This is a genomic window from Gemella haemolysans (assembly GCF_901873445.1).
Classification (GTDB): Bacteria; Bacillota; Bacilli; order Staphylococcales; family Gemellaceae; genus Gemella; species Gemella haemolysans_C.
Window position 1 is genome coordinate 13,935 of record NZ_CABFLN010000012.1, and the last position, 22,762, is coordinate 36,696.

Below are 22,762 nucleotides of genomic sequence, written 5' to 3' on the forward strand. Positions count from 1 at the left end.
AAAGGAGAAGATAACTTTACATATTGATTTTATAAAATCAAATCTATCAAGTTAACTTTCTCCCCTTTTCATTAAATTTTTATAGCTATTAATCCCACTCTATATTAGCAGCTTCTACTTTTATAACTTCATATAATTTCTCTTCATTTTCTACTAAGTCCCTTATTATTTCTTTGAACTTTTCTGCTTTAATTTCATTTTCTGGTGAATAATCGCAGTAAGCTGTAAACATCCCTGCTTCTGAATCAAAATTTATCCCCTCTAATATTTCTGGATAATTTTTCCCAAGATAATAATTGAAAAATGCCCCCCAGTTATACCCATTCATATAAGCATCTTCACAAAGTTCATTCATTTTTTCACCAATATTAAATGGTTTATTATGTTCAATATTAAAAGTGACAATAATTTTATTACCATATTTCAAGATTTCTACATAATCCATACTTTTCCTCCTATAGTGGTAATATATCAAATGAGATTGATTCTAAAACTTTTAGTAGCGCATCTGCTGTATCTAATGATGTTAAACATACAACCTCTTGTTCACTCGCTACACGGCGAATCTTAAATCCGTCTTTTGTTACATCTTTATCTTTTGAAGTAGTATTTACTACTACATCCACATCTCCATTATATATAGCATCAAGTACACTGTAATCACTTTGATTAATTTTTCCTACTGGAGTAACTCTTAATCCGTGTTCATCTAAGTACTTAGCTGTTCCTTCTGTAGCTAATAAGTTGTATCCTAAGTCGAAGAATCGTTTTGCTATATTTAATGCTTCTTCTTTATCATCGTCACTAATTGTGAATAAGATATTTCCTTGATCACTTACTTTGATTCCTGCTGCAAGAAGTCCTTTGTAAAGTGATTTTTCTAGAGTTCTATCACTTCCCATTACTTCTCCAGTTGATTTCATCTCAGGTCCAAGAGTAGTGTCTACATCTTTTAATTTTTGGAAACTAAACACTGGTACTTTAGTGTACACATTCTCTGCTTCTGGTAATAGCCCAGTTTCATATCCTTTAGATTTTAGCGTTTCTCCAATGATAGCTCCGGCTGCAAGTTTCGCCATCGGAACTCCTGTAATTTTACTTAAGAATGGTACAGTTCTTGAGCTTCGAGGGTTAACTTCTAGTACAAACACTTCCCCTTTACTGATTACATATTGGATATTTAATAGTCCTACAATGTTTAATCCTTTTGCTAATTTAATTGTATATTCTATTAACTTAGCTTTTTCACCTTCTGTTAATGTTTGAGGTGGATATACTGCTATAGAGTCTCCAGAGTGAACCCCAGCTCTTTCGATGTGTTCCATAATACCTGGAATAATTACTGTTTCACCATCACTAATAGCATCTACTTCTATCTCACGACCAACTAAATATCTATCAGTTAGTACTGGATGTTCTGGCGTAAGTTTTACCGCTGTTTTCATATAACGACGTAATTCAGATTCTTCATAAACTATTTCCATAGCTCGTCCACCAAGTACATATGATGGTCTTACTAATACAGGATATCCTATTTCTTCAGCATTCTTAACCGCTGTTTCTACATCAAATGCAGTTTTTCCAAGCGGTTGCGGAATTTCTAGTTTATGTAATAATTCTTCAAATTTATCTCTATCTTCTGCATTATCGATTTCTTCTAAAGCAGTACCTAGAATTTTCACACCGTGTTTTTCTAATTTAGCCGCTAGGTTAATCGCTGTTTGTCCACCGAATTGCACTACAACTCCTAATGGATTTTCATGATTAATTATCGCCATTACATCTTCTTCAGTTAGTGGCTCAAAGTATAGTTTATCAGAGATTGTAAAGTCTGTAGAAACTGTTTCTGGGTTGTTATTAACAATGATTGCTTCATAACCTGCTTCTTTAATCGCCATTACCGCGTGTACTGTTGCGTAGTCGAACTCTACCCCTTGTCCAATTCGGATAGGACCAGATCCTAGTACAACAATTTTTTTCTTATCGCTAACGATTGATTCTTCCTCTTGTTCATAACTTGAGTAGAAATATGGAGTTTCTGAAACAAACTCAGCTGCACATGTATCAACCATTTTGAATACAGGAGTTATTTTATTTTCTTGACGAAGGTTGTAGATATCATCTTCTGTCACTCCCCATCTGTGGGCAATTACCTTATCAGAGAATCCATATTTTTTAGAATATTCTAGTAAATCTACATTTCCAACATTGTCTTTTAATTCATGCTCAATATCGATGATATTTTGCATTTTCTCTAAGAAGAACATATCAATTTTTGTAATATCGTGAATATCTTTTGTGCTTTGTCCACGTCTTAAAGCTTCTCCGATAAAGAATAATCTTTCATCTCCAGCTTGTTTAATCTTGTCAATAATTTCTTCTAATGTGAAATCATCTCCGTTTGGTAGCCCAAGGTGGTGCACCCCATATTCTAGTGAACGAATAGCTTTTAGCAAACTTTCTTCATAAGTTCTACCCATCGCCATTACTTCACCGGTAGCTTTCATTTGTGTTCCTAGTTTTCTATCTGCATTTTCAAATTTATCAAATGGGAAACGTGGAATTTTACTTACTACATAGTCAAGCGTTGGTTCGAAACAAGCATATGAGTTTTGTGTAACTGGGTTTATAATTTCATCAAGAGTTAATCCCACAGCAATTTTCGCTGCGATTTTCGCGATTGGATATCCTGTTGCTTTAGAAGCTAAAGCTGATGAACGTGATACCCTTGGGTTAACTTCGATAATATAGTATTTAAACGAATTTGGATCAAGTGCAAGTTGTACGTTACATCCACCTTCGATTTTTAAAGCTCTAATAATTTTTAATGATACATTACGTAGCATGTGGTACTCTCTGTCTGTTAATGTTTGAGAAGGTGCTACTACTACTGAGTCTCCCGTATGAATCCCAACAGGGTCAATGTTTTCCATGTTACATACAACAATTGCTGTATCATTAGAGTCACGCATTACTTCGTATTCAATTTCTTTAAATCCTGCGATAGATTTTTCTAATAAACATTGAGTAACTGGTGAATAGTGTAATCCACTACTTACGATTTCTTCTAAATCTTTCTCATCGTAACAGATACCACCACCTGTTCCTCCCATAGTGAAGGCAGGACGAACGATTACTGGATAACCTATTTCAGCAACGAAATCCCTAGCTTCGTCTAAATTTGTAATAATTGCTGATTCTGGAACTGGTTCGTTTAGTTCATTCATTAGGTTACGGAATAATTCTCTATCCTCTGCTTGTTCGATTGAACTTAATTTCGTTCCTAGTAATTCAACTCCGTATTTATCTAAGATTCCACTTTTGTGCAGCTCTACCGCAAGATTAAGCCCCACTTGTCCTCCTAATGTTGGAAGTAATGCATCAGGTCTTTCTTTTCTGATAATTTTACTTACAAACTCAAGAGTTAAAGGTTCCATATAAACTTTATCTGCAATTTCTTTATCGGTCATTATTGTCGCTGGGTTAGAGTTGACTAAGATAACTTCATACCCTTCTTCTCTTAAAGATAGACATGCTTGAGTTCCAGCATAGTCAAACTCTGCTGCTTGACCTATTGTAATTGGTCCAGATCCTATTACTAGTATTGTTTTTATATCATTACGTTTTGGCATTTTTATTCTCCTTAATTTTGCATCGGTACTATATAATTTCTCAGGTTATTTCCTATTTTTTTCTTTAAATTCTCTCATATAATCTATAAACTGATCGAATAAGTAGTTAGGATCGTGTGGTCCTGGTGATGCTTCTGGGTGATATTGTACTGAAAATACTGGGTATTTTTTGTGTCGTACCCCTTCACATGTTTTATCATTTACTGATAGGTGTGTAAGCTCTAAATCTGTATCTTTTAGTGAGTCGATATCTACACTGAAACCATGGTTTTGCGAAGTAATATCAACTTTTCCAGTTATTAAGTTTTTAACTGGGTGATTCGCTCCACGGTGCCCGAATTTAAGTTTATATGTTTTCGCCCCAGATGCTAGTGCAATAAGTTGATGCCCCATACAAATTCCAAAAACTGGGATTTTCGGCATAACTTCTTTAAGCATTTCGATTGTTTCTGGCACATCTTCTGGATCCCCAGGTCCATTACTTAACATAATTCCATCTGGGTTAAGTCTGAAAATTTCCGCAGCAGTTACATTATGAGGTACTACAACGATGTCACAATTACGTTCATTAAGTTCTCTTAGTATCCCTGATTTCATACCAAAGTCTACTAGTACTACTCTATATCCATTTCCTGAAGATAAGAACGCTTTTGGCGTTGAAACTTGTTCAATTTGATTCGTTGGTAAGTCAGTTTTTCTAAGATTTTCTAATTGTTCTTCCGGATCCATGCAAAGGTCTGTGATTATTCCTTTAATTGTTCCGTGTTCTCTTATTTTTCTTGTTAAACTACGTGTATCAATTCCTGATATACCTGGGATATTAAGTTCTTTTAACACCTCATCTAAACTGTATTCTGTTCTAAAGTTAGAAGGTTTTTTACAAACTTCCCTAACAATAAGTCCTTTAATACTTGGATTAATTGTTTCAAAGTCATCTCTATTGATTCCGTAGTTTCCGATTAATGGATAAGTGAATGTTACTATTTGTCCATTGTATGATGGATCTGATAGTGTTTCTTGATATCCTGTCATACCTGTGTTAAATACTACCTCTCCTGCTAGTGCTTTGTTAGCACCGAATCCATATCCTTTATATACTGTTCCATCTTCTAAAATTAGTTGTCTATCGTAACTGTACATCTTTGTTCTCTCTTTCTAAGTTATTTATTTTTTAAACTTCAAATACTTCGCTATCTTTATATGCAACTTGACCTTCGCATAATGTTAGTACTGGGATTCCATAAATTTCTTCTCCTACGTACGGTGTGTTTCTACCTTTAGATAAGAATTTTTCCGGGTCAATTTTTAGTGATTTTTCTAAGTCGATTACTACTAAATCTGCAAAACCACCTTCTTCTAAACGTCCATATGGTAAGTCGAAAGTATCTGCAACTTTTTCCGTCATTAACTTAACTAGTAAGTCTAGTGAGAATACTCCAGTTTTAACAAACTTCGTATAAAGCTGGCTGAATGCTGTTTCACTTCCAACAATTCCAAATGCAGCTTTTCTCATCGATAAGTCTTTCTCATGAGTAGCGTGTGGAGCGTGGTCTGTCGCTATTACGTCGATTGTTCCATCTAATAAACCTGCGATAAGTGCATTTCTGTCTTCACGTGCTCTTAGCGGTGGATTCATCTTCCACATTCCGTTATCTTCTGGGATATCCATTTCATCACTAATAAGGTGGTGAGGACACACTTCACAAGTTACTTTAATTCCTGCTGCTTTCGCTTCTCTTACTACCCTTACTGATTCTTTAGTAGATACGTGACAAACGTGGTAGTGACATCCTGCTGCTTCAGCTAAAAGAACGTCACGTGCAATCTGAACACTTTCACATACTGAAGGAATTCCTGGTAAGTCTAATTCACGACTTCTACGTCCACAGTGCATGCATCCTCCGCGGATTAATGAGTTATCTTCACAGTGAGCTACGATTGCTTTATTTAATTTAGCAGCAACCATCATAGATTCATACATCATGTTAGCATCCTGTACTCCTCTACCATCATCACTAAAGGCAAACACATGCTCAGCTAATTCTTCGAAATCAGCATATTCTTTTCCTTCTTCTCCTTTTGTTATAGCTCCAAATGGTATTGCTCTAATTACTGAATCACGTTCGATAATATCTAGTTGTAATTTTAGGTTCTCATAGTTATCTGGTACTGGATTTAAATTTGGCATTGGCATTGCTGTAGTAAATCCACCACGAGCCGCTGCTCTTGAAGCATGATAAATGTTTTCTTTATATTCAAATCCTGGTTCTCTCCAGTGTACGTGAACATCTATAAATCCTGGTGAAATGAATTTCCCTTCTAAATCTAGTACCTTAGCCTCACTTTCTTCGATGTTCTCAGAGATTTTTACGATTTTTTTATCATCAACTAAAATATCTCTTTCTACTAATACACCATTTTCTAAAATTTTACCGTTTTTTAAAAGTAACATATGCTTCTCCTCTTTATAAGTTATTATCTTTAATTATTTTTTCTATCATTGCCTGTCTCATGAACATTCCGTTTTTCATCTGTTCAAAGATTACCGATTTAGGCGCTTCAACTAGTTCTGAAGCTATTTCCATATCTCTATTAACAGGGGCTGGATGCATCACAATTGCAGATTCTTTTAATCTTTCATAGCGCTCTTTAGTTAATCCAAAGTTATTATGATATTCATCTTTACTTAGTCCCATCTTAGAGTCATGTCTTTCATGTTGAACTCTTAGCAACATACAAACATCAACTTCTCCAACTACTTTATCAAAGTCTACTACTTCTCCAAGTGTCTCATCTTTGAAAATATCAGGACAAACAAATCTTACCCTTGCTCCTAATCTAGTAAGCATGTTGTAATTACTTCTTGCTACTCGAGAATTTTTAATATCTCCAGCAATAATAACATTAAGATTTTCGAATGTCCCGAACTTCTCATACATTGTCATTAAGTCAAGTAAACATTGGCTTGGATGTTCTCCACTACCATCTCCTCCACTTAAAATCGGAATATTTAAATTAGTCAGTTCATTGTAGTAAGCATCTTGACCATGTCTAATAACCAACATGTTACAACCTAACATTTCTAACGTTTTACAAGTATCATATAAAGTTTCACCTTTATTTACTGACGAAGTTGAAGCCTCGAAGTTTATAACATTTAATCTATGTTTATGTTCAGCTACCTCAAAACTATGTTTTGTTCTAGTTGAGTTTTCAAAAAATAGGTTCGCTACATATAGATCTTCTCTTGGCTCTACCTGCTTACCATTTTTCAACTCTAAAGCTCTTTCTATCAGCTGATAAACTTCTTCATTTGTTAAGTCTGACATTTTTACTATATTTCTCATAGTACTTCCTCCATTTTGTATAAAAAAATACCTTGTATCCATTTGGCTACAAGGTATGACTGCTCATCAACTATTAAATTCAAGTTATTATCTGGGCATAGTTATATCTAAATATAGCCATACTCAAATAAAGTATAAACTTTAAATTCAATCCCTTGTTAGCCTCTCTGGACTACCTTAAAAAGATTTTATATTTAAATTAATAATATTTCTTCAACATCATCTACTTCATTCAAATGAACTTGTACATTTTCTTTTCTTGAAGTAGGAATATTTTTTCCAATATGATCTGCTCTTATTGGCAGTTCTCTATGTCCCCTATCTACAAGAATCGCAAGTCGAATTGCTTTTGGACGACTAGCATCCATAATAGCATCTATCGCTGCTCTTACCGTTCTTCCTGTATAAAGAACATCATCTACAATAATTACAACTTTATTTGTCAAATCAAGTTTAAAACGTGGAACTTTTATTTCAGGTTCTTCACTTATTTTTTCTAAATCATCACGATAAAATTTTATATCAAGTGTTTCTACTGGAATATTAGTATTTTCAATTTCTTTGATTTTTTGTTTTAATCTTTTGGCGATATGAATCCCTCTAGTTTGAATACCTACTAAAACTATATCATCTAATTTGTTTTGTTCGATAATTTCATTCGCAATTCTAGTAATCATTCTTGAAATCATTGTTTCGTCGAAAAGAATTCGTTTTTTCATACTTCACCTCAAAAAATAGCCTACTCTATTGAGCAGGACAGCATAAATAAACTTGGTTTTCCAATTAATAAATCTTTGCTGACCTCTCTGGATCACATTAAAGATGTGTTATTCAAATTATCAATATTATATACCATAATATGAGATTTGTCAAATGTATAATGGATTATTGGAGATAACAAGTATCTCTCGTAAATTCCCAAAGTAAATTCCAGTTCAAATAAAAAAGGAGTGACTCAAAAATCGTTATTTTGAAGAAATCGATTTTATTGAGTCACCCTCGCAAAGTTTATTAGGAATCTAAAAAGATTCTACAAAACTACTTTCGATATCAATAGAGCACTTCATCTAAAAATTCATATATAAACTTTTTTAAAAAATTTTGGGAATCCTCTCTCCTTATTTTTTATTGTTTTCCTTTGTGCTCATGAATTTGTGAAAGAAGATTTATAATTTCACTATCCCACTTACTTCTTGCTAGATTTTCATAACTAAAAAGTCGCATTCGCCTACCTCCTATTCTTTTCTCCTAATTATGTCATATTTTTAGACGATTATTAACACTTGCTTGAGTTGTAAAATAAAGTGAGACAACATAACATCGTTATTTTCTATTAAAATTATTTCATCAACCTTATTTAACAAAGAGCCATTTTACCATAGAAAGCTTGATTTGAATTTACAGACTTTTTATCATACGCTCTATTTTATTTTCTTATAAATCTAACAAATATACAGTCTCTGGTGTTATTACACCCTTTTCAGTATAAATCCTCCAATCACTTACATAATTTATAGAATATGTCCCCTCATCACCTTCATGTAAATCTGGAATATGATATGGTTCTTGAGTCAATACTGCCTTGAAACTATCTCCTTCCATAGAAATAGCTTCAAACCAAATATGTTCAAGATTTGTACTATCCAAATTATCTTCTTCATCTATTGTTTCAAGTCCTAATTTAATAATAATAGTAATATCTTCATTACCTTCTTGTTTTTTCTTAAGCATTCTTTCAACATAAGAAAATCTTTCTCTAGCTAAATCACTCATTCTAGCAGTTTCTTCAGTACTTAAGAACATTAATGGGTTATTATCAAACTTTTCTGTAAATTTTGAAGGTAAACTTACAATGTTATTATTATAATCTTCTTCACTTTCATATAGGAAAATTATATTTGTTTTAGAATTATGCGATTTTTTTCTGTCTTCAACCCCTCCAATATTAACATTAGGATAATATTTCAAAGCATCAATCCATTTTTTAGATGTAGCAACTATTGGCTCTCCATCATAAAACATTCCTAAATTTATCTCTTCTTCATCTTCATTAGAATAATTTCCATCTATCATTATAGAAGCATAATTAGAAAGTAAGCTATAATGTGATTCGTAATCTTTCTTATTTGAATCCAAAATCTCTATTTCGTGAAGATTACATCTACATAATCCATGAGTATGTAACCAAACTTCATTCTCATCACAAACAGCTTGAACAGTATATAGGCTTGATGGAGAAGGAAGTACATTTGATTTCGCTGCTAATTCAACCCATTTTTTACTTAACATTCTTTCAGCACTTTCATCACAAAGAGCAACCATTTCAGGAACCATAGCATATACAAGCTTAAGCTGTAAATGGTAACATATTTTAGCATCTCCTTCAAATTTCATATAAACAATTAAGGCATTCCTTGAATTTAAAATCTGTTCTTTTTCTTCTTCTGTAAAATATTGTAATTCCGATCGATGCATTCCTTCTGCATTAAAATCTCCAAGATAGAATCTTACATCAAAATCAGTTCCTTTATATGATAGAACAATCTTTCCAGGATAATCTTCACTTGGAAGACTTTTTTCTTTAATTTCAATACCATCTATAGCTTTAATATTTTCAAAAATATCTTCTGTAAGTGAGTAATTATTAGGTACTAAAGCTAACATATGTGAAAATTCTTCCCAATAAGCAAGAGGTGCTTCTTTAATCTTAGAATACTCTTCATTTTTTTCCTTTGAACTATTAAATAATCCGTTAATAACTTTTTTATAAAAACTCATATTTTTCTCCTTTTAAAACATAAAATATCACTGGTATCATATCACAATAATTGGGTAGTTTTAATTGTTTTTTACACTGAATCATTTACGCCTGAGTTGTAAAACAAAGTGAGACAACATAACATCGTTATTTTCTGTTAACATTGTTTCATCAACCTTATTTGACAAAGATCTTATTGAAATCTATATTTTAAGGACGTTTTCATCTCGCTTCATCTCTTTAAAGTGCTATTGCACGCTACTTTACAATATGGCATCCCCAGCCATCATATTCCCCGTCAAACTCTTCTGCCAAATCCATAAGGTACCAGACAATTTCATCGATATTTTCAAAAGCATCTTCCCTACCAATGACAAGTACATATGGATATTCCTTATCTATATCCTCATTGTCGCTCTGATTTTCTGATGAAAGTTTTATAAAATCGGCTTCCATCACTTTAGCTAAAAAGGCTTCCCCATTTTCTTCTGTTTTAAAGAGTAGGCAATGTTCGAGTACTCTCGGCACCATACTATCACCATCACTTTTAATATTTTCAATAAGCCTCATATTCATAATGTTTTGATATTCATATCTGTCAGGATACAGTGCCTGAAAATACAGTTCCCAGTCCGGTTCTTCAACGACTGCTAATGTATAGGCATAATCAGGGAATTTTTCTGACATCATCGCAAAAATTTCATCATAGTACCCCAACTCATTCTTAGTATAGGCAAAAATACGTACCCGCTCATCGCATTTCACAACGCCTACTAACATGTCTCCATGTTGTTCAACAATCTCTTCTACAGCATCTTCTATAGAATATACATATTCTCCTTCTTCTCTTGTAGGAAATCCGTTGTCATCAGCATTCTTATATAATATTTGTAAATGTAATCTGTTAGGGTAGTTTGCAGTATATTCAAAATCCCTAAGAGCTAAATTGACTCTAATCACAGCCGGCAAGTCGTAAGCAAATGAATTGCATAGATAAACGCCCCAGTCTTCATCAATTTCAGCAGTTTCTTGATCGATTACTTTCTCCGTAGCCACATTTGCTCTTTTTTCTATTTCTTCTTGGCACTCTTTTACTACTAACAATGCATCCTTATCCTCAGGATCTAACTCCGCCCAACGCAAGGCATAAGGAATAGCTCTTTCCTCCTCATGAGTCAAATATTGATAGGCATATGCCATACGCATATTCCATTCAGCTTTATCTTTCCCCTCTTCTCTAACCGAATTCAAAATATCTATCGATTTTAATAAAAATTTATCGCCAATAAAACTAGGTGTTCCTTTATCATCATTTCCGATAATCGCGAAGTTTTGATACGCACGAGCAAGCTGATACCATACTTGGTAATCCCGTTCTTCCATAGGGATGCTTTCCAATGCTGTCATACATTCCGTATATGTATCTTCATCCGTAAGCTTTTCTATATACGCAAAAAATTCTTCGCGATTGTCTGAATTCCATTTCATGTTAAGTTACCTCCACTTTTTATCGTTTATCTAACATTAAAAACACAACACCACAAATTACAAGTAACAATCCACATATTCCTATAAAGACTCTATATCCTTTCTCACCCCACACTTCAAAAATAAATGCGTGCCTTGCCTTATCTCCGACTGTAGCTTGATACACCCATTTCCAATCTCTTATAGCACCGATTAAAAATAGTAATCCACCTGCTATCAAGACATACTGGTAATGTGCTCTTAACCATTCAAATATTCCATCCATATCGTTTATCTACTTCCTATATCAAGTATTTCTCTCATTATTTCTCTTTTTCACACGCTAAAGATTCTTCACTCAAGCACCATTCTCTCAACTTTTTTAGAAGATTACTTTTTCTTTTTTAACGCCGATTGTAAAAGCTCTCGTATTCTCCTTCAAATACAAACTTTTCAGGATGAGATTTGATGTAGTTTAGTTCGTATTCTTCACCTTCATAATCATAAACGAAATCATCGGCTTCACCTAAAATATTAAAAAATTCCTCTCCGTATTTTTCTTCCAATATTTCTAGCATATGGTATCTTTCTTCTCTATCAAAAGATATTGTCCCACCACAATAGTCTACAACTTTTTGAAAATTACCTGCATATTCGTTCATTCCAAAATGTTTGAAACCTTTTATTGCATCTTCCCAAACTATCCCTGTAGGATTATATAAAAACTGATGATGACCTCCATTATTTACTTCTACAAAATACCAAGTAATGGCTAATAAATATCTTTGCTCTAAAGTGAAAGTCTGCGCTGATTGAATATACTCATCATATCCATCATAAATATTAATTGTTTCCCACATTGGATCAACAACATCATAATAAGAGTTTTCATCTAAACTTTTAATATTTTCTATGGTAATCTTTGCGTATGTTAATTTCTTTTCTGTTTCACCCATTTCAGTTGTCTCCTCTATATTTTCATTTTCTTAATTGATATATTCAAAACACTTCTCTGTTAAAATAGGAGGTTTATCCTTTATTTTTACCGAGATTTCCTCAAAATCACTAAAATCCACTTGAGCAAACTTGGGCTATTTCACGCTACTTTACAATATGGCATGCCCAGCCATCATATTCCCCGTCGAATTCTTCTGCTAGATCCATAAGATACCAGACAATTCCATCGATATTTTCAAAATCATCTTCTCTGCCTATGACAAGTTCATATGGATATTCTTCATCTATATCTTCATTGTTGCTCATGTTTTCTGATGAAAGTTTGTTAAAACCGTCTTCCATTACTTTGGCTAAAAATGCTTTTCCATTTTTTTCTGTTGTAAAGCACAGGCAATGTTCAAGTACTCTCGGCACCATACTATCGCCATGACTTTCAATATTCTCAATGAGCCGCATATTCATAATGCTTTGATATTCATATCGGTCAGGATACAGTGCATGAAAATACATGACCCAGTCCTTATCTTCAAATACTGCCAATGTATAAGCATAGTCAGGGAAGTTTTCTGACATCATCTCAGAAATTTCATCGTAGTACCCCCACTCATTCTTAACATACGCAAAAATGTGTGCCCGTTCATCGCATTTCACAACGCCTGCTAACATATCTCCATGTTGTTCAATAATCTCTACTACAGCGTCTTCTACAGGATATACATATTCCCCTTCTTCTCTTGTAGGAAAACCGTTGTCATCAGCATTCTTATACAATATTTGTAAATGTAATCTATTTGGGTAGTTTACAGTACATTCAAAATCCCTAAGAGCTAAATTGGTTCTAATCACAGCCGGTAAGTCACACGCAAATGCATTGCACAGATAAATGCCCCAGTCTTCATCAATTTCAGCCATTTCTTGATCGATTGCTTTTTCAGTAGCCGCATTTGCTCTGCACTCTCTTTTTTCTATTTCTTCTTTACACTCTTTTACTACTTCCAATGCATTCTCATCCTCAGGATTTAACTCCGCCCAACGCAATGCATAAGAAATCGCTTTTTCTTCCTCATGAGACAAATACTGATAGGCATATGCCATACGCATATTCCATCCAGCCTTATCTTCTCCCTCTTCTCTAATTGAATTCAAAATATCTATAGATTTTAATAAAAATTTATCACCAATAAAACTAGGTGTTCCTTTATCATCATTGCCGAAAATCGCAAAGTATTGATAGGTACGAGCAAGCTGATACCATACTTCGTAATCCCGTTCTTCCATAGGGATGCTTTCCAATGCTGTGATACATTCTGTATATTTATCTTCATCTCTAAGCGTTTCTATATACGCCAAAAATTCTTTCCTGTTTTCTTTTTGATATTTCATAATTTACTCCTTATTTATCTTATTTATCTTATTTTTACCAATTTCCTCAGTTTTCACAAATATATTTTAACTCGTTAAAAATTAAAACTTATTTTTCTATTTCAATACCATTCAAATATGCAAATTTAATCATAATAGCTCCGGAGAATTCTGAATAATTCAAATTAATATTTTCTGGAGGTAGCATTTTCAATGATTCGTAAAAGCTGATATACCTATTTCTTAATTTATTTTCCTTAAGAATTTTATTGAAATATTGCTGTGCTTTATTTTTTCCACCAAAATAAAATATATAGTATAGCAAACTATCTGACATATAACTTCCCGATATGATTCTATCAATATTTGCTTGCGTGTCCTCGAAATAATCAAATATTGGAATAATGTGTATTTTTATAAGCTCGCTTACTTCTTCCACAGTATATTTATAGCTTGCACCTGCAAGTTGCCACCACTCATAGTGTTTTCTTGAGATTAGTGAGCCTAAATCTCCACCATAGATAAAACCATTATTGATACCTGCCTTTTTCATTGATTTGGAGTATATACCAATATGTGGAATGAATTCTACGCTGCACTTATAATTACATCTGTTTGCTTGAAAAGATATTTCAAAGAAAATATCTTTATCTTTCGTAACTCTCTTTAATTTTTGACCTTTTGAAAGCACCTTAAAATCTGGGAAATGACTTGCTATTTCTTGCCAAGCCTCTTGACATAATTTTTTAGGTTCCATAATTCTCTTTAATCTCTATCCTATCGTTTATCTACTTCCTCTATCAGGCATTTCTCTAATGAAATCTCTCGTATTCTCCTTCAAATACAAACTTTTCTGGGTGAGATTTGATGTAGTTTAGTTCGTTTTCTTCACCTTCATAATCGTAAATGAAAACATCGGCTTCATCTAAAATCTTAAAAAATTCCTCCCCGTATTTTTCTTCCAATATTTCTAGCATATCCCACCGTTCTTCTCTAGCAAAGGAAATTCTTCCACCACAATAATCAATTACTTTTTGGAAATTAGCTGCAAACTCTGGCATTTTAAAATGTTTAAAACCATTTAACACATCTTCCCAAACAATTCCTGTAGAGTTATAGAAAAATTGATGATGCCCCCCGTTAATTACTTCTCCAAAATACCAATGAATAGCACATAAATATCTTTGTTCTAAAGTAAATCTCTCTGAAGTTTTTAAATATTTATCATATCCTTCATAACCCTTAATCATATTAAACATGGGATCACAGATATCCCAAGACTCCTCAATATTTAGAATGTCCTCTATGGTAATCTTTGCATATTTTAATTTCGTTTGTGTTTCACCCATTTCATTTGTCTCCTCTATATTTTCATTTTCGTAATTGATGTATTCAAAATATTTTTCTGTTAAAATAGGAGGGTTCATATTTTACGTCTCGTAATTAATAAACTTATGCAAGTTCTAACTCACAGATAACTCTTTTGTTATCCAGTTCGTCTATAGCAGTAATTTTTATATAATCAAATCCATTTCTCTTCACTTCTTCAAAAGAAATTTTTTCTCCGTTAATAGTTTCTGTAAAATCCTCTTCATCAAATTCAAAATCTTCTTTCTCTTCATCAAAATCAATGCTATAGGCAAAATCTATTTCAATGTTAGAGTCTGGAATTTCTAATTTAGAAAGTAGACGTTTTTTGATATCTTCTAAATTTATCTCATCGCAGAACATAGGGTTGTATCCATATTTAGCTTCATCATAGAGTAAAATTTCTTTTCCTGTATGTATACATTTTGCTACTATCATACAAGGATTGCTAATCTCATTTTTTTCATCATACATACCACAAATCATATGTCCTTCAAAAAGTGAACCGTAAAAATGAATTTCATACAGTTCGTTGGTATCTCCACTTTCTAAGTTGTTGCAAATACTAATACTTGTAAATGTATCATCTATATGTATTATATTGTAATTTTCTTCTTTAATATACGTTGGTACTCTCATTTTGATTTCTCTCTTAATTATTATATCGTTATTAAATACGTCATCATTTCTACAGAATGTTTCAGATACCCAAAGCCTCATATGTTCCCGAACTAACCTAATGACTAAATCGTATATCTATTATAACTAATTGTCAAGCGATATTCGCTATTGTATTCTTACTATAAATTATGCATTCGTTATAGTTATAGCATGCTTTTTTGTTATTCTACTTCATTATAGGTACGCTACTACTAGCTTTTTCTTAACTGTATTTAAGTATCATAGTAACCAGTACCCAATAACAGTTAATTTACTCATTATACATTATTGCAATACATTGAAGATTATAACATTTTAGAGTTTGTTAGTATAAAATGTTTGTTGGAAAATATAGTGGTCTGAATCTGGAAGAGTACAACTTAGCTTTTAAAACATTGTTAGAAATTAGTTTGACTTTCCTAATAGATTTGTTAGGTTTTTATTTCATTTTACTATAAATAAGAAAAAACAGCAAACCTTTGTGATTTACTGTTTCTAAAATTGTTCTATTCAATTAGACAAACTGGAATTGTTGAGTTTCATCTTATACGCATTAGCTTTCCCACGCAATGTTGCTATATTCAAAATCAGAGTGAAACTCAACACATAATATCTGGTCGTAGCCTAATGTAAAATCCACCACAAATGTTTGTTCATCTCCAAAGCCATGGCTTGCCATGCCTTCGAATTGCAAAAGATTTACCTTGTCTGCAAGAATAAGAGTTTTCGTCTTGTATGCTTCAAATACCTCTGGCACTTCTTCTTCAAAAAACGCAAAATATCCTTCTACATCACTGTCTGCGCTATTTTCGATGAAAAGTTTTCGGCAATATGTATTCCAGTAAACAGCCTTGTCAAAAAATTCCCCTGCTTTTTTCAGAGCAGTATCATTCGTGATTGTGTCTTTGCTAATAAACAAAGACACTTCATTATCAAAGCCCTTTGGCACAGTTTCATAAAGTCCAAAATCTTCATCTTCTGGGATTGTTAAATTTGAAAATAATTCACTTTGCAGTTCTTTCATGATAATCACCTTTCTTATTTTTATAGTTAATAATCTCTGCGTCAAATTTTAATTTGTTTCACTTAATATCTATAATATTGTATCATATTTTTACTAAGTTTTACAGTTCTAACTCATGCTTCTTTACCTGTGTTAGTTCCCTTTTTTCTTGCAGTAATTTATCTATACAACTTCTGACACTTTCAGCCTGTTCCACTTCTTTTCGTATATCTTTAATTTGAGAATATAGACTATCTTTTTCTTTCCTCAAAGTGCCAATTTCTACCTTCCATTTGGATATATTTAGAGTCTTGCTCTCGCCTAAATGTTCTTGGAGATATTTCTTTGCACTTTCAAATAAAATTAACGGTGTCATTGTCCATATAAGCGTCATAGAGCTTGTCCAAAGCACTTTCATCGTTGATACCTTTTTCCACGCTTATAATTGCCTTAACGAAGTCCTTGTGGTTATTATTGACCATATCTTCTATTTGATTTCTCATTTTTTAAATTTATATAATTTGCAATAAAAAGCGACAAATCCCCGAAATACAATATGTAAATCAGTCTGTCGCTTTTTCTATTTCTTCAAACACAGTGCCTGCTAGGATAATCAAAACTGCTATAGTTCCCCAAGACATATGCAACTTTTTTATAACTTATTTATTTATCATAATTGTTGCAGCACCAACTTCAAATTTTTTTACATTTTATTTAAATTTATGTCTCACACAGTCTACCATGAAGCAAGAAAACTCTGGATACAGCTTAAGCCTTACTTTTGGTTTGAAAGTTAGAGATTTTACACGAGAAATCATTTCTTCATATTCTCTTTTATCTTTTTCCAATTCCTCAATATATTTCTTCTTCTCTTCCTCGCTCACATAGTCATCATCAACTATAGCTTCTTTAATAGCATCCATTAAATAGAGTCTATTTTTTTCTTCAAGGACAAAAAACTTTGCTTTTTCGTCCTTTAGCCATAAAGCATAATAATAGTGTTCCCAGTCAGCTAGATAGTATTGACAAATAACTTCATCGCTATAGTAATCTAAAAATTCATCGAATTCTTCAAGTACATAATAGGCATCAAAAATTTGCTCCGCAGAAATATCATCTGTTTTCAAATTGTGATTTTCATCTTCTCCTGACTTTACTTTTTCTAACCAAGATATTGCTTTATCTTTATTACCAAGATATACTTCGCAGTATGCAATACTAAGCAATAGACTCATTCTATCAGGATATTGTTTTAATAATTCTAAAAATATTTCTTTAGCTTTCTCATATTCTTTGAGTTCATATAAAGAGACTGCATGATTGAAGGAATATTCGTAACTATCATCAATATTTTTAGCTTTTTCAAAATATTTTTGACTCAATATAAGCCATTCTTTATTTTCATTAGACTGGTACATACTAAAGTAATAAAGCCCCAATCCTGTATATGTTTCAACAAAAGGAGAATCTAAATCCTTTGCTTTTAGTAAATATTCTAATGTTTCTTCAGTATAATCATGGTTACATGCAATATTGGTGTAAACTCTTGCTTTTTGAGCATTATCTAAATAAATTTCAAATTTATCAAGAAAAGAATTTAAATATCTTATATACTCACCGCGTCTAAGCTCTAACTTTAACGAAGCAAGCGTACATACTATATCAATATCTGAAGGATATTCTTTTTGTTTGGATAACAAGTAGCTTTCCATTTTTTTAAGGTATTCTGTTGATCTTTCATAGTCCTTTAAAAATGTCTCTTTATATCTATCCTCATATTCTTTTTTCTGCTTGTCCCAATATGCTTTTATTTCATTTATCAAAATCTGTACTCCTCATTAGTTAAAATTTAAGATTTTCTAATTTTCAATTTTTCATTATCTATATCCAAAAATAGTAAAACATTTTTCAACATCATCATATTCATAAGGAATACTAAATCTATTAAGCATACACTCTATTTCTATTTTTTTATCAGTAACACATGTCTTTGGCTCAATTAAACGCCCTTGCCCAATAACTTTCTCAAATTTACTTCTAATTTTAAACCATTCAACAATGCCCATATTCATATGAAAAAAATGTTCATCAGTATCAATCGTCCAATACACGCTAGGCTCTTCTTCATCAAAAAACGTCTTATATTGTATCGGGATGTTTCTCATGTTCTCCATGATGGAATCTATCAGTTCTTTCCATTTTGTATTGTTCATAAAAGAGGTTAGATTTCTTTCTTCAAGAACCTGTTTAATTTTTTCTTTTTCAGTTTTTTTGTTGTTATATTTCCCATTTTCAATTTCGTCTATAATGTGTTGCATTACAGATAACGCTCTATCATCTATTCTTTGATAAACATAAGATGGCGATATACGTTGTTTATCTCTTTGTACATAATACCACCCGTAATGCACCCAACCAGTAACTATAAAATGGAAATCTCCCTCCCAACTTATATCGAAATAAATTCTATCTTCATCATTAGAACTACTTATTTTGATAACTCCACTTCTCGGATTTAGTTTTTCACATAAAATATCATTTATTAGTTTCATCTATCACTATTTTTCCTTACAACTTTAAATTTACCTGTCTATTTCTAATACAAACATTTTATTCTTCAAACTTTTCCTCAACATTAAAAATCACTTCACAATCACAACCAGCACCATTTTCTCGCAAAAATTCTATAACCTTTTCAATATTCGCATTTTTATCTTTCAAAAACTCATTTGTTAAAGAAAAATCGTTATTACACTCTACCGTTTCTGATTTGTCATTTAGATAATCAAATAATTCATAAAATAATTTCTTTTCCATCGGTAAGTTCTCTTCAAATTCTTCCATTTGTTTGACTTGATATTCTTGTAAAAATTTTCTCTTCTCAAATTTGTTCATGACTTTTCTCCTTTATTAAATTGTTGTTTCAAATAGTTTATTTTTTTACGTTATACACCATATCTCCGCTGTTCCAAACATACATAATTGCCGTTACTGGTCGTTCCCCATCTTCTCGCAGCCATCCTGTATATGTAGTTGTGTTGCCATAATAGCCTTCAACAATGATTTCAAATTCTGAGTTTGTATATTCATCCATAAATTGTTGTAAACCAATAGACTCTCCATTGAAACGTCCTTCACCTACAATTTTGTTAAATATCAATACATCACATAGGTCGATATCACATTTTTCAAAACATATTTCACCTGGGTATGATCTTTCTTCACCTTCCACAAATTCATATATTTTATTAACTCTTAACATCAAAGTTTCGTTGTGATATTGGATTTCTTGTACCCTGCTATCATGAAGGCTGAAAAGAATGTTGCTATTTCTATCGTGTATAAACTTCATACTGTTCCTCCTAATTTCACCTTAATATCTAGTTATTTAGCTACTTTTTTACATAAAAGGTCGCTCTTCCTTTACCATATCTTTCAATGTACTCTTCCTCAGTCAATTGCTTAAGCATATTTTCGATTGTAGCCTTTCCTACACTTGGAGCTAATTCCATCATATCGCTTTTAGTAAATTTACCTAATTTCCTATCAATTACATTTCTAACAAGTTCAATTGTAGGCACTTTTTCGCCTACATAATCAACTCTTTCTTCAAAATCAATATAAGCGGCTAATATCGTTCTAAGAATATATTTTATAAATGGTAAAGGATCTTCTTTGTTTTCATGCCAACCTATCCCACTTTTTTCTAAAACTATATAATAACTGTCTTTATTTTTTCTATTTTCCTTTCTAAACTGATATATTTCCCAATTACATATCCTTGTCTATATAACAAGAGAGTTGTTAATAAACGACTCATTCTCCCATTTCCATCATTGAAAGGATGAATACAAAGAAAATCATGAATAAAAATTGGGATTAAAAGCAACGAATCCACATATTTTTTTGTCAAAAGCTATATTCAATTCATTACAAATTTGCTCAATTGCGCCTGGTGTTTCATATGGAGATAATGGCTTAAACCTTTCGATAACATTATCATGATTATCTTTTTCTACAATAGAATTTTGCGTATTTTTATATCTACCACCAATTCCTTTTTCACTATACTTAAATAGTTCTCTATGAAGTTGCAAAATATAATTACTGGTAATTGGAATATATTCATAACTTTCATGAATTATATTTAGTACATCTCTATATCCAAGAATTTCTTCTTCATCCCTATTTCTAGGAGTTGTTTTTTTAATTCATTAACTCTTTTATTCTGACTGCTGTAGTAACAATTCCCTCTATTTTATTAGAATCCTCTACGTTTTGAATTTTAGCAATTTCTACCAATTTATCTAAAACAGCAGGTTTACGTGTCAAAAAAAGTTCTTATTTCCCCTATGTTCATGAATTTGTGAAAGTAGATTTATGATTTCACTATCCCACTTACTTCTTGCTAAATTTTCATAATTAAATAATCTCATTCACCTACCTCCTATTTACTTCGCCTAATTATAGCGTATTTTTAGGCGATTGTTAAGAATTTATGCGATTATTTATACTCTTTACTTTGTACTTCTGAGTTACTCCCATCAGTGGAATTTCTCCTTGATGACTAATCAATGATTTTCTTACTACATTTCCTCATCTTCATCTTTTTCTTTCCATCTCGCACTAGCAACCGCAGCTGAGACAAACCCTAATATTAAGAATGCAGCTATAATAATTTTCACCATAATTTTCCTCCTAAATATTATCTCAACTTCTAATTTACTCAAATTTTAAAACTTCTTTATTCGTGATATTTATAACCTTCGTTGCAACATTATCGATAAATTCCATATCGTGACTCACCATAATTAGTATACCAGGATATTTCTTTAATATCTTCTCTACCGCTTCTATCGCAACAACATCTAAAAAGTTAGTTATTTCATCTAATAATAGTACATCAGTTTTTCTAAAGAGTAAACTCACGAAATAAAGTTTAACTTTCTCGCCTTTGCTTAAAACTTTTATCTTTTTGTTAATATCGTCACCTCTGAAATTTAGTAAAGCTAGTATATTTCTCAGTTCAATATCATCTAATGTAGTAGATTCTTTCACAAATTCAAACAATGTTTTCTCTTCCTCAAAAATATCAAATCTATTTTGTTCAAAATATGCTACTTTCAAAGAACAAGGAATGGACTTTTTCACATATTTTAGAAAAGTAGTTTTCCCAGAACCGTTCTTTCCTTTAATTAAAATCTTATCTCCACTAGCAAAAGTAAAACCAGGTGATGTCCAAAGAATTTTACCGTCTATTTCACAGTTTTTCGCGTCAATACAAAAACTCTTGTTATGACTTTCCTTGAAAATTTCTAGAAACTCAATATCATACTTATCTTTTAACGACTTAGGTTTAATATTAGCCTGCAACTTATCTTCTTGTTTTGATATTTTTTTCTGCAATCTCTTTTGGTTTTTTGAAATTTTATTTTTTACACTTATAATTCTATAATCTGATCCACTCATATTCTTTGGCTTTCCAGATTTTTTCCCCTGTTCCTCTTTCATCTCTTGGATGCTTTTCTTTATCTTCTTAGCTTCTTTATTGTACTTTTGTAGTTCAGCTTCATACTCAGCAGTTTCAATTTCTTCTTGAAACTTGTACTCATGATAATTTCCATTAAATTCTTTTACTGTATTATTTTCGATTATCCATAACTTAGTACAAACATTATTTAGAAAATTTCTATCGTGACTTGCTATACAAAAAGTTGCTGGAGTTCTTTTTATAAGATTCGCTATTTTGTTAGCATTATTATAATCTAAGTATGTTGATGGCTCGTCAAGTAAATATATCTCAACATTCGATAATAAGCTACTTCTAATCTTGTTTACAACAACTTCTCCACCACTCTTTTTAAGAAGAGAATTTTCTCCAAATTCTAAAAACTCTGATGAAATGTTATTTTCATCTTTAAGCGAATCATCTATGTATTTTAACAGGGTTGTCTTCCCTGAACCATTTTTCCCTATTAAACCAATAATATCACCAGTATTTATACTCAATTTTTCAATTTTGAATAATATCTTCCCTTGTTTTTCAAACTCTATGTTTTTAATATTTAATATTTGCATACATTAACTCCTTTTTAATAAAATCTCTCTATTAATCTAATGTATCCATGCTTCCACCCCCGAATTGAGTTTTACTAGTGTTTATTTACCCATATTATACCAAAAATTAAAATAATTGAAAGCAATTTCT

General features: G+C 31.9%; 25 protein-coding genes. All 25 read right to left on the reverse strand.

What is annotated here, in order from left to right; genetic code table 11:
• Window positions 1-88 precede the first annotated feature (88 nt).
• The 25 genes from JX287_RS01730 to JX287_RS01840 all read right to left on the reverse strand — a co-directional run bounded on the left by JX287_RS01730 (window position 89) and on the right by JX287_RS01840 (window position 22,632).
• Window positions 89-445, reverse strand: coding sequence for an Imm51 family immunity protein (locus JX287_RS01730; protein ID WP_204641503.1), 357 nt, complete (start codon window positions 443-445; stop codon window positions 89-91).
• Window positions 446-455: 10 nt separating this feature from the next.
• Window positions 456-3,632, reverse strand: a complete 3,177-nt coding sequence (gene carB, locus JX287_RS01735; protein WP_204641504.1) for a carbamoyl-phosphate synthase large subunit — start codon at window positions 3,630-3,632, stop codon at window positions 456-458.
• Window positions 3,633-3,677: 45 nt separating this feature from the next.
• Window positions 3,678-4,772 carry a glutamine-hydrolyzing carbamoyl-phosphate synthase small subunit gene (gene carA / locus JX287_RS01740; protein WP_204641505.1) on the reverse strand — a complete coding sequence of 365 codons (1,095 nt, stop codon included), beginning with the start codon at window positions 4,770-4,772 and terminating at the stop codon, window positions 3,678-3,680.
• Between the two features lie 31 nt (window positions 4,773-4,803).
• A complete protein-coding gene (locus tag JX287_RS01745; protein WP_204641506.1) occupies window positions 4,804-6,084 on the reverse strand; it encodes a dihydroorotase in 1,281 nt (426 codons plus the stop codon).
• A gap of 13 nt (window positions 6,085-6,097) precedes the next feature.
• The gene (locus tag JX287_RS01750) at window positions 6,098-6,979 is read right to left on the reverse strand and encodes an aspartate carbamoyltransferase catalytic subunit (protein WP_204641507.1); all 882 of its coding nucleotides are present in this window, start codon (window positions 6,977-6,979) and stop codon (window positions 6,098-6,100) included.
• Between the two features lie 194 nt (window positions 6,980-7,173).
• The gene (gene pyrR, locus JX287_RS01755) at window positions 7,174-7,698 is read right to left on the reverse strand and encodes a bifunctional pyr operon transcriptional regulator/uracil phosphoribosyltransferase PyrR (RefSeq protein WP_204641508.1); all 525 of its coding nucleotides are present in this window, start codon (window positions 7,696-7,698) and stop codon (window positions 7,174-7,176) included.
• A 715-nt stretch (window positions 7,699-8,413) separates the two neighbouring features.
• Window positions 8,414-9,757 carry a DUF4026 domain-containing protein gene (locus JX287_RS01760; RefSeq protein WP_204641509.1) on the reverse strand — a complete coding sequence of 448 codons (1,344 nt, stop codon included), beginning with the start codon at window positions 9,755-9,757 and terminating at the stop codon, window positions 8,414-8,416.
• 238 nt (window positions 9,758-9,995) lie between these two features.
• Window positions 9,996-11,225: a DUF695 domain-containing protein gene (locus JX287_RS01765; protein WP_204641510.1), complete on the reverse strand. Its 1,230-nt coding sequence runs from the start codon at window positions 11,223-11,225 to the stop codon at window positions 9,996-9,998.
• A gap of 19 nt (window positions 11,226-11,244) precedes the next feature.
• Complete coding sequence (locus tag JX287_RS01770) at window positions 11,245-11,490, reverse strand: immunity 17 family protein (protein WP_204641511.1); 246 nt, start codon at window positions 11,488-11,490, stop codon at window positions 11,245-11,247.
• A gap of 118 nt (window positions 11,491-11,608) precedes the next feature.
• Window positions 11,609-12,160, reverse strand: coding sequence for a DMP19 family protein (locus JX287_RS01775; RefSeq protein WP_204641512.1), 552 nt, complete (start codon window positions 12,158-12,160; stop codon window positions 11,609-11,611).
• A gap of 145 nt (window positions 12,161-12,305) precedes the next feature.
• Entirely contained in the window at window positions 12,306-13,511 is a 1,206-nt protein-coding gene (locus JX287_RS01780) for a DUF695 domain-containing protein (RefSeq protein ID WP_204641513.1), read from the reverse strand.
• 121 nt (window positions 13,512-13,632) lie between these two features.
• A complete protein-coding gene (locus JX287_RS01785; RefSeq protein WP_204641514.1) occupies window positions 13,633-14,280 on the reverse strand; it encodes a DUF4304 domain-containing protein in 648 nt (215 codons plus the stop codon).
• Window positions 14,281-14,335: 55 nt separating this feature from the next.
• Entirely contained in the window at window positions 14,336-14,872 is a 537-nt protein-coding gene (locus JX287_RS01790; RefSeq protein WP_204641515.1) for a DMP19 family protein, read from the reverse strand.
• A gap of 103 nt (window positions 14,873-14,975) precedes the next feature.
• Window positions 14,976-15,611 (reverse strand): hypothetical protein, encoded by a 636-nt coding sequence (locus JX287_RS01795; RefSeq protein WP_239650306.1) that lies wholly within the window; start codon window positions 15,609-15,611, stop codon window positions 14,976-14,978.
• A 493-nt stretch (window positions 15,612-16,104) separates the two neighbouring features.
• Window positions 16,105-16,575 carry a hypothetical protein gene (locus JX287_RS01800; RefSeq protein WP_204641516.1) on the reverse strand — a complete coding sequence of 157 codons (471 nt, stop codon included), beginning with the start codon at window positions 16,573-16,575 and terminating at the stop codon, window positions 16,105-16,107.
• A gap of 100 nt (window positions 16,576-16,675) precedes the next feature.
• Complete coding sequence (locus JX287_RS01805; RefSeq protein WP_204641529.1) at window positions 16,676-16,972, reverse strand: hypothetical protein; 297 nt, start codon at window positions 16,970-16,972, stop codon at window positions 16,676-16,678.
• Between the two features lie 292 nt (window positions 16,973-17,264).
• Window positions 17,265-18,377: a tetratricopeptide repeat protein gene (locus JX287_RS01815; protein ID WP_204641517.1), complete on the reverse strand. Its 1,113-nt coding sequence runs from the start codon at window positions 18,375-18,377 to the stop codon at window positions 17,265-17,267.
• Between the two features lie 54 nt (window positions 18,378-18,431).
• A complete protein-coding gene (locus JX287_RS01820; RefSeq protein WP_204641518.1) occupies window positions 18,432-19,106 on the reverse strand; it encodes a DUF6678 family protein in 675 nt (224 codons plus the stop codon).
• A gap of 58 nt (window positions 19,107-19,164) precedes the next feature.
• Window positions 19,165-19,449 carry a DUF2695 domain-containing protein gene (locus tag JX287_RS01825; protein ID WP_204641519.1) on the reverse strand — a complete coding sequence of 95 codons (285 nt, stop codon included), beginning with the start codon at window positions 19,447-19,449 and terminating at the stop codon, window positions 19,165-19,167.
• A 37-nt stretch (window positions 19,450-19,486) separates the two neighbouring features.
• Window positions 19,487-19,906 carry a hypothetical protein gene (locus tag JX287_RS01830; RefSeq protein WP_204641520.1) on the reverse strand — a complete coding sequence of 140 codons (420 nt, stop codon included), beginning with the start codon at window positions 19,904-19,906 and terminating at the stop codon, window positions 19,487-19,489.
• A gap of 40 nt (window positions 19,907-19,946) precedes the next feature.
• Complete coding sequence (locus JX287_RS08890) at window positions 19,947-20,135, reverse strand: hypothetical protein (protein WP_239650307.1); 189 nt, start codon at window positions 20,133-20,135, stop codon at window positions 19,947-19,949.
• A 131-nt stretch (window positions 20,136-20,266) separates the two neighbouring features.
• Window positions 20,267-20,452 (reverse strand): Fic family protein, encoded by a 186-nt coding sequence (locus tag JX287_RS09100; protein WP_239650309.1) that lies wholly within the window; start codon window positions 20,450-20,452, stop codon window positions 20,267-20,269.
• The gene (locus tag JX287_RS08900) at window positions 20,415-20,651 is read right to left on the reverse strand and encodes a hypothetical protein (RefSeq protein ID WP_239650310.1); all 237 of its coding nucleotides are present in this window, start codon (window positions 20,649-20,651) and stop codon (window positions 20,415-20,417) included. The genes JX287_RS09100 and JX287_RS08900 overlap by 38 nt, the downstream gene beginning before the upstream one ends.
• Window positions 20,652-20,760: 109 nt before the next feature.
• Window positions 20,761-20,886, reverse strand: coding sequence for a hypothetical protein (locus JX287_RS09020; RefSeq protein ID WP_275576616.1), 126 nt, complete (start codon window positions 20,884-20,886; stop codon window positions 20,761-20,763).
• 390 nt (window positions 20,887-21,276) lie between these two features.
• On the reverse strand, window positions 21,277-22,632 hold the full coding sequence (locus tag JX287_RS01840; protein ID WP_204641521.1) for an ATP-binding cassette domain-containing protein: 1,356 nt from the start codon (window positions 22,630-22,632) through the stop codon (window positions 21,277-21,279).
• Window positions 22,633-22,762: the final 130 nt, after the last annotated feature.

Coding starts and splice junctions, on each gene's coding strand:
- JX287_RS01730 (WP_204641503.1), bottom strand. CDS start 445: ATGGATTATGTAGAAATCTTGAAATATGGTAATAAAATTATTGTCACT.
- carB (WP_204641504.1), bottom strand. CDS start 3,632: ATGCCAAAACGTAATGATATAAAAACAATACTAGTAATAGGATCTGGA.
- carA (WP_204641505.1), bottom strand. CDS start 4,772: ATGTACAGTTACGATAGACAACTAATTTTAGAAGATGGAACAGTATAT.
- JX287_RS01745 (WP_204641506.1), bottom strand. CDS start 6,084: ATGTTACTTTTAAAAAACGGTAAAATTTTAGAAAATGGTGTATTAGTA.
- JX287_RS01750 (WP_204641507.1), bottom strand. CDS start 6,979: ATGAGAAATATAGTAAAAATGTCAGACTTAACAAATGAAGAAGTTTAT.
- pyrR (WP_204641508.1), bottom strand. CDS start 7,698: ATGAAAAAACGAATTCTTTTCGACGAAACAATGATTTCAAGAATGATT.
- JX287_RS01760 (WP_204641509.1), bottom strand. CDS start 9,757: ATGAGTTTTTATAAAAAAGTTATTAACGGATTATTTAATAGTTCAAAG.
- JX287_RS01765 (WP_204641510.1), bottom strand. CDS start 11,225: ATGAAATGGAATTCAGACAATCGCGAAGAATTTTTTGCGTATATAGAA.
- JX287_RS01770 (WP_204641511.1), bottom strand. CDS start 11,490: ATGGATGGAATATTTGAATGGTTAAGAGCACATTACCAGTATGTCTTG.
- JX287_RS01775 (WP_204641512.1), bottom strand. CDS start 12,160: ATGGGTGAAACAGAAAAGAAATTAACATACGCAAAGATTACCATAGAA.
- JX287_RS01785 (WP_204641514.1), bottom strand. CDS start 14,280: ATGGAACCTAAAAAATTATGTCAAGAGGCTTGGCAAGAAATAGCAAGT.
- JX287_RS01790 (WP_204641515.1), bottom strand. CDS start 14,872: ATGGGTGAAACACAAACGAAATTAAAATATGCAAAGATTACCATAGAG.
- JX287_RS01795 (WP_239650306.1), bottom strand. CDS start 15,611: ATGAGGCTTTGGGTATCTGAAACATTCTGTAGAAATGATGACGTATTT.
- JX287_RS01800 (WP_204641516.1), bottom strand. CDS start 16,575: ATGAAAGAACTGCAAAGTGAATTATTTTCAAATTTAACAATCCCAGAA.
- JX287_RS01805 (WP_204641529.1), bottom strand. CDS start 16,972: ATGAAAGTGCTTTGGACAAGCTCTATGACGCTTATATGGACAATGACA.
- JX287_RS01820 (WP_204641518.1), bottom strand. CDS start 19,106: ATGAAACTAATAAATGATATTTTATGTGAAAAACTAAATCCGAGAAGT.
- JX287_RS01825 (WP_204641519.1), bottom strand. CDS start 19,449: ATGAACAAATTTGAGAAGAGAAAATTTTTACAAGAATATCAAGTCAAA.
- JX287_RS01830 (WP_204641520.1), bottom strand. CDS start 19,906: ATGAAGTTTATACACGATAGAAATAGCAACATTCTTTTCAGCCTTCAT.
- JX287_RS01840 (WP_204641521.1), bottom strand. CDS start 22,632: ATGCAAATATTAAATATTAAAAACATAGAGTTTGAAAAACAAGGGAAG.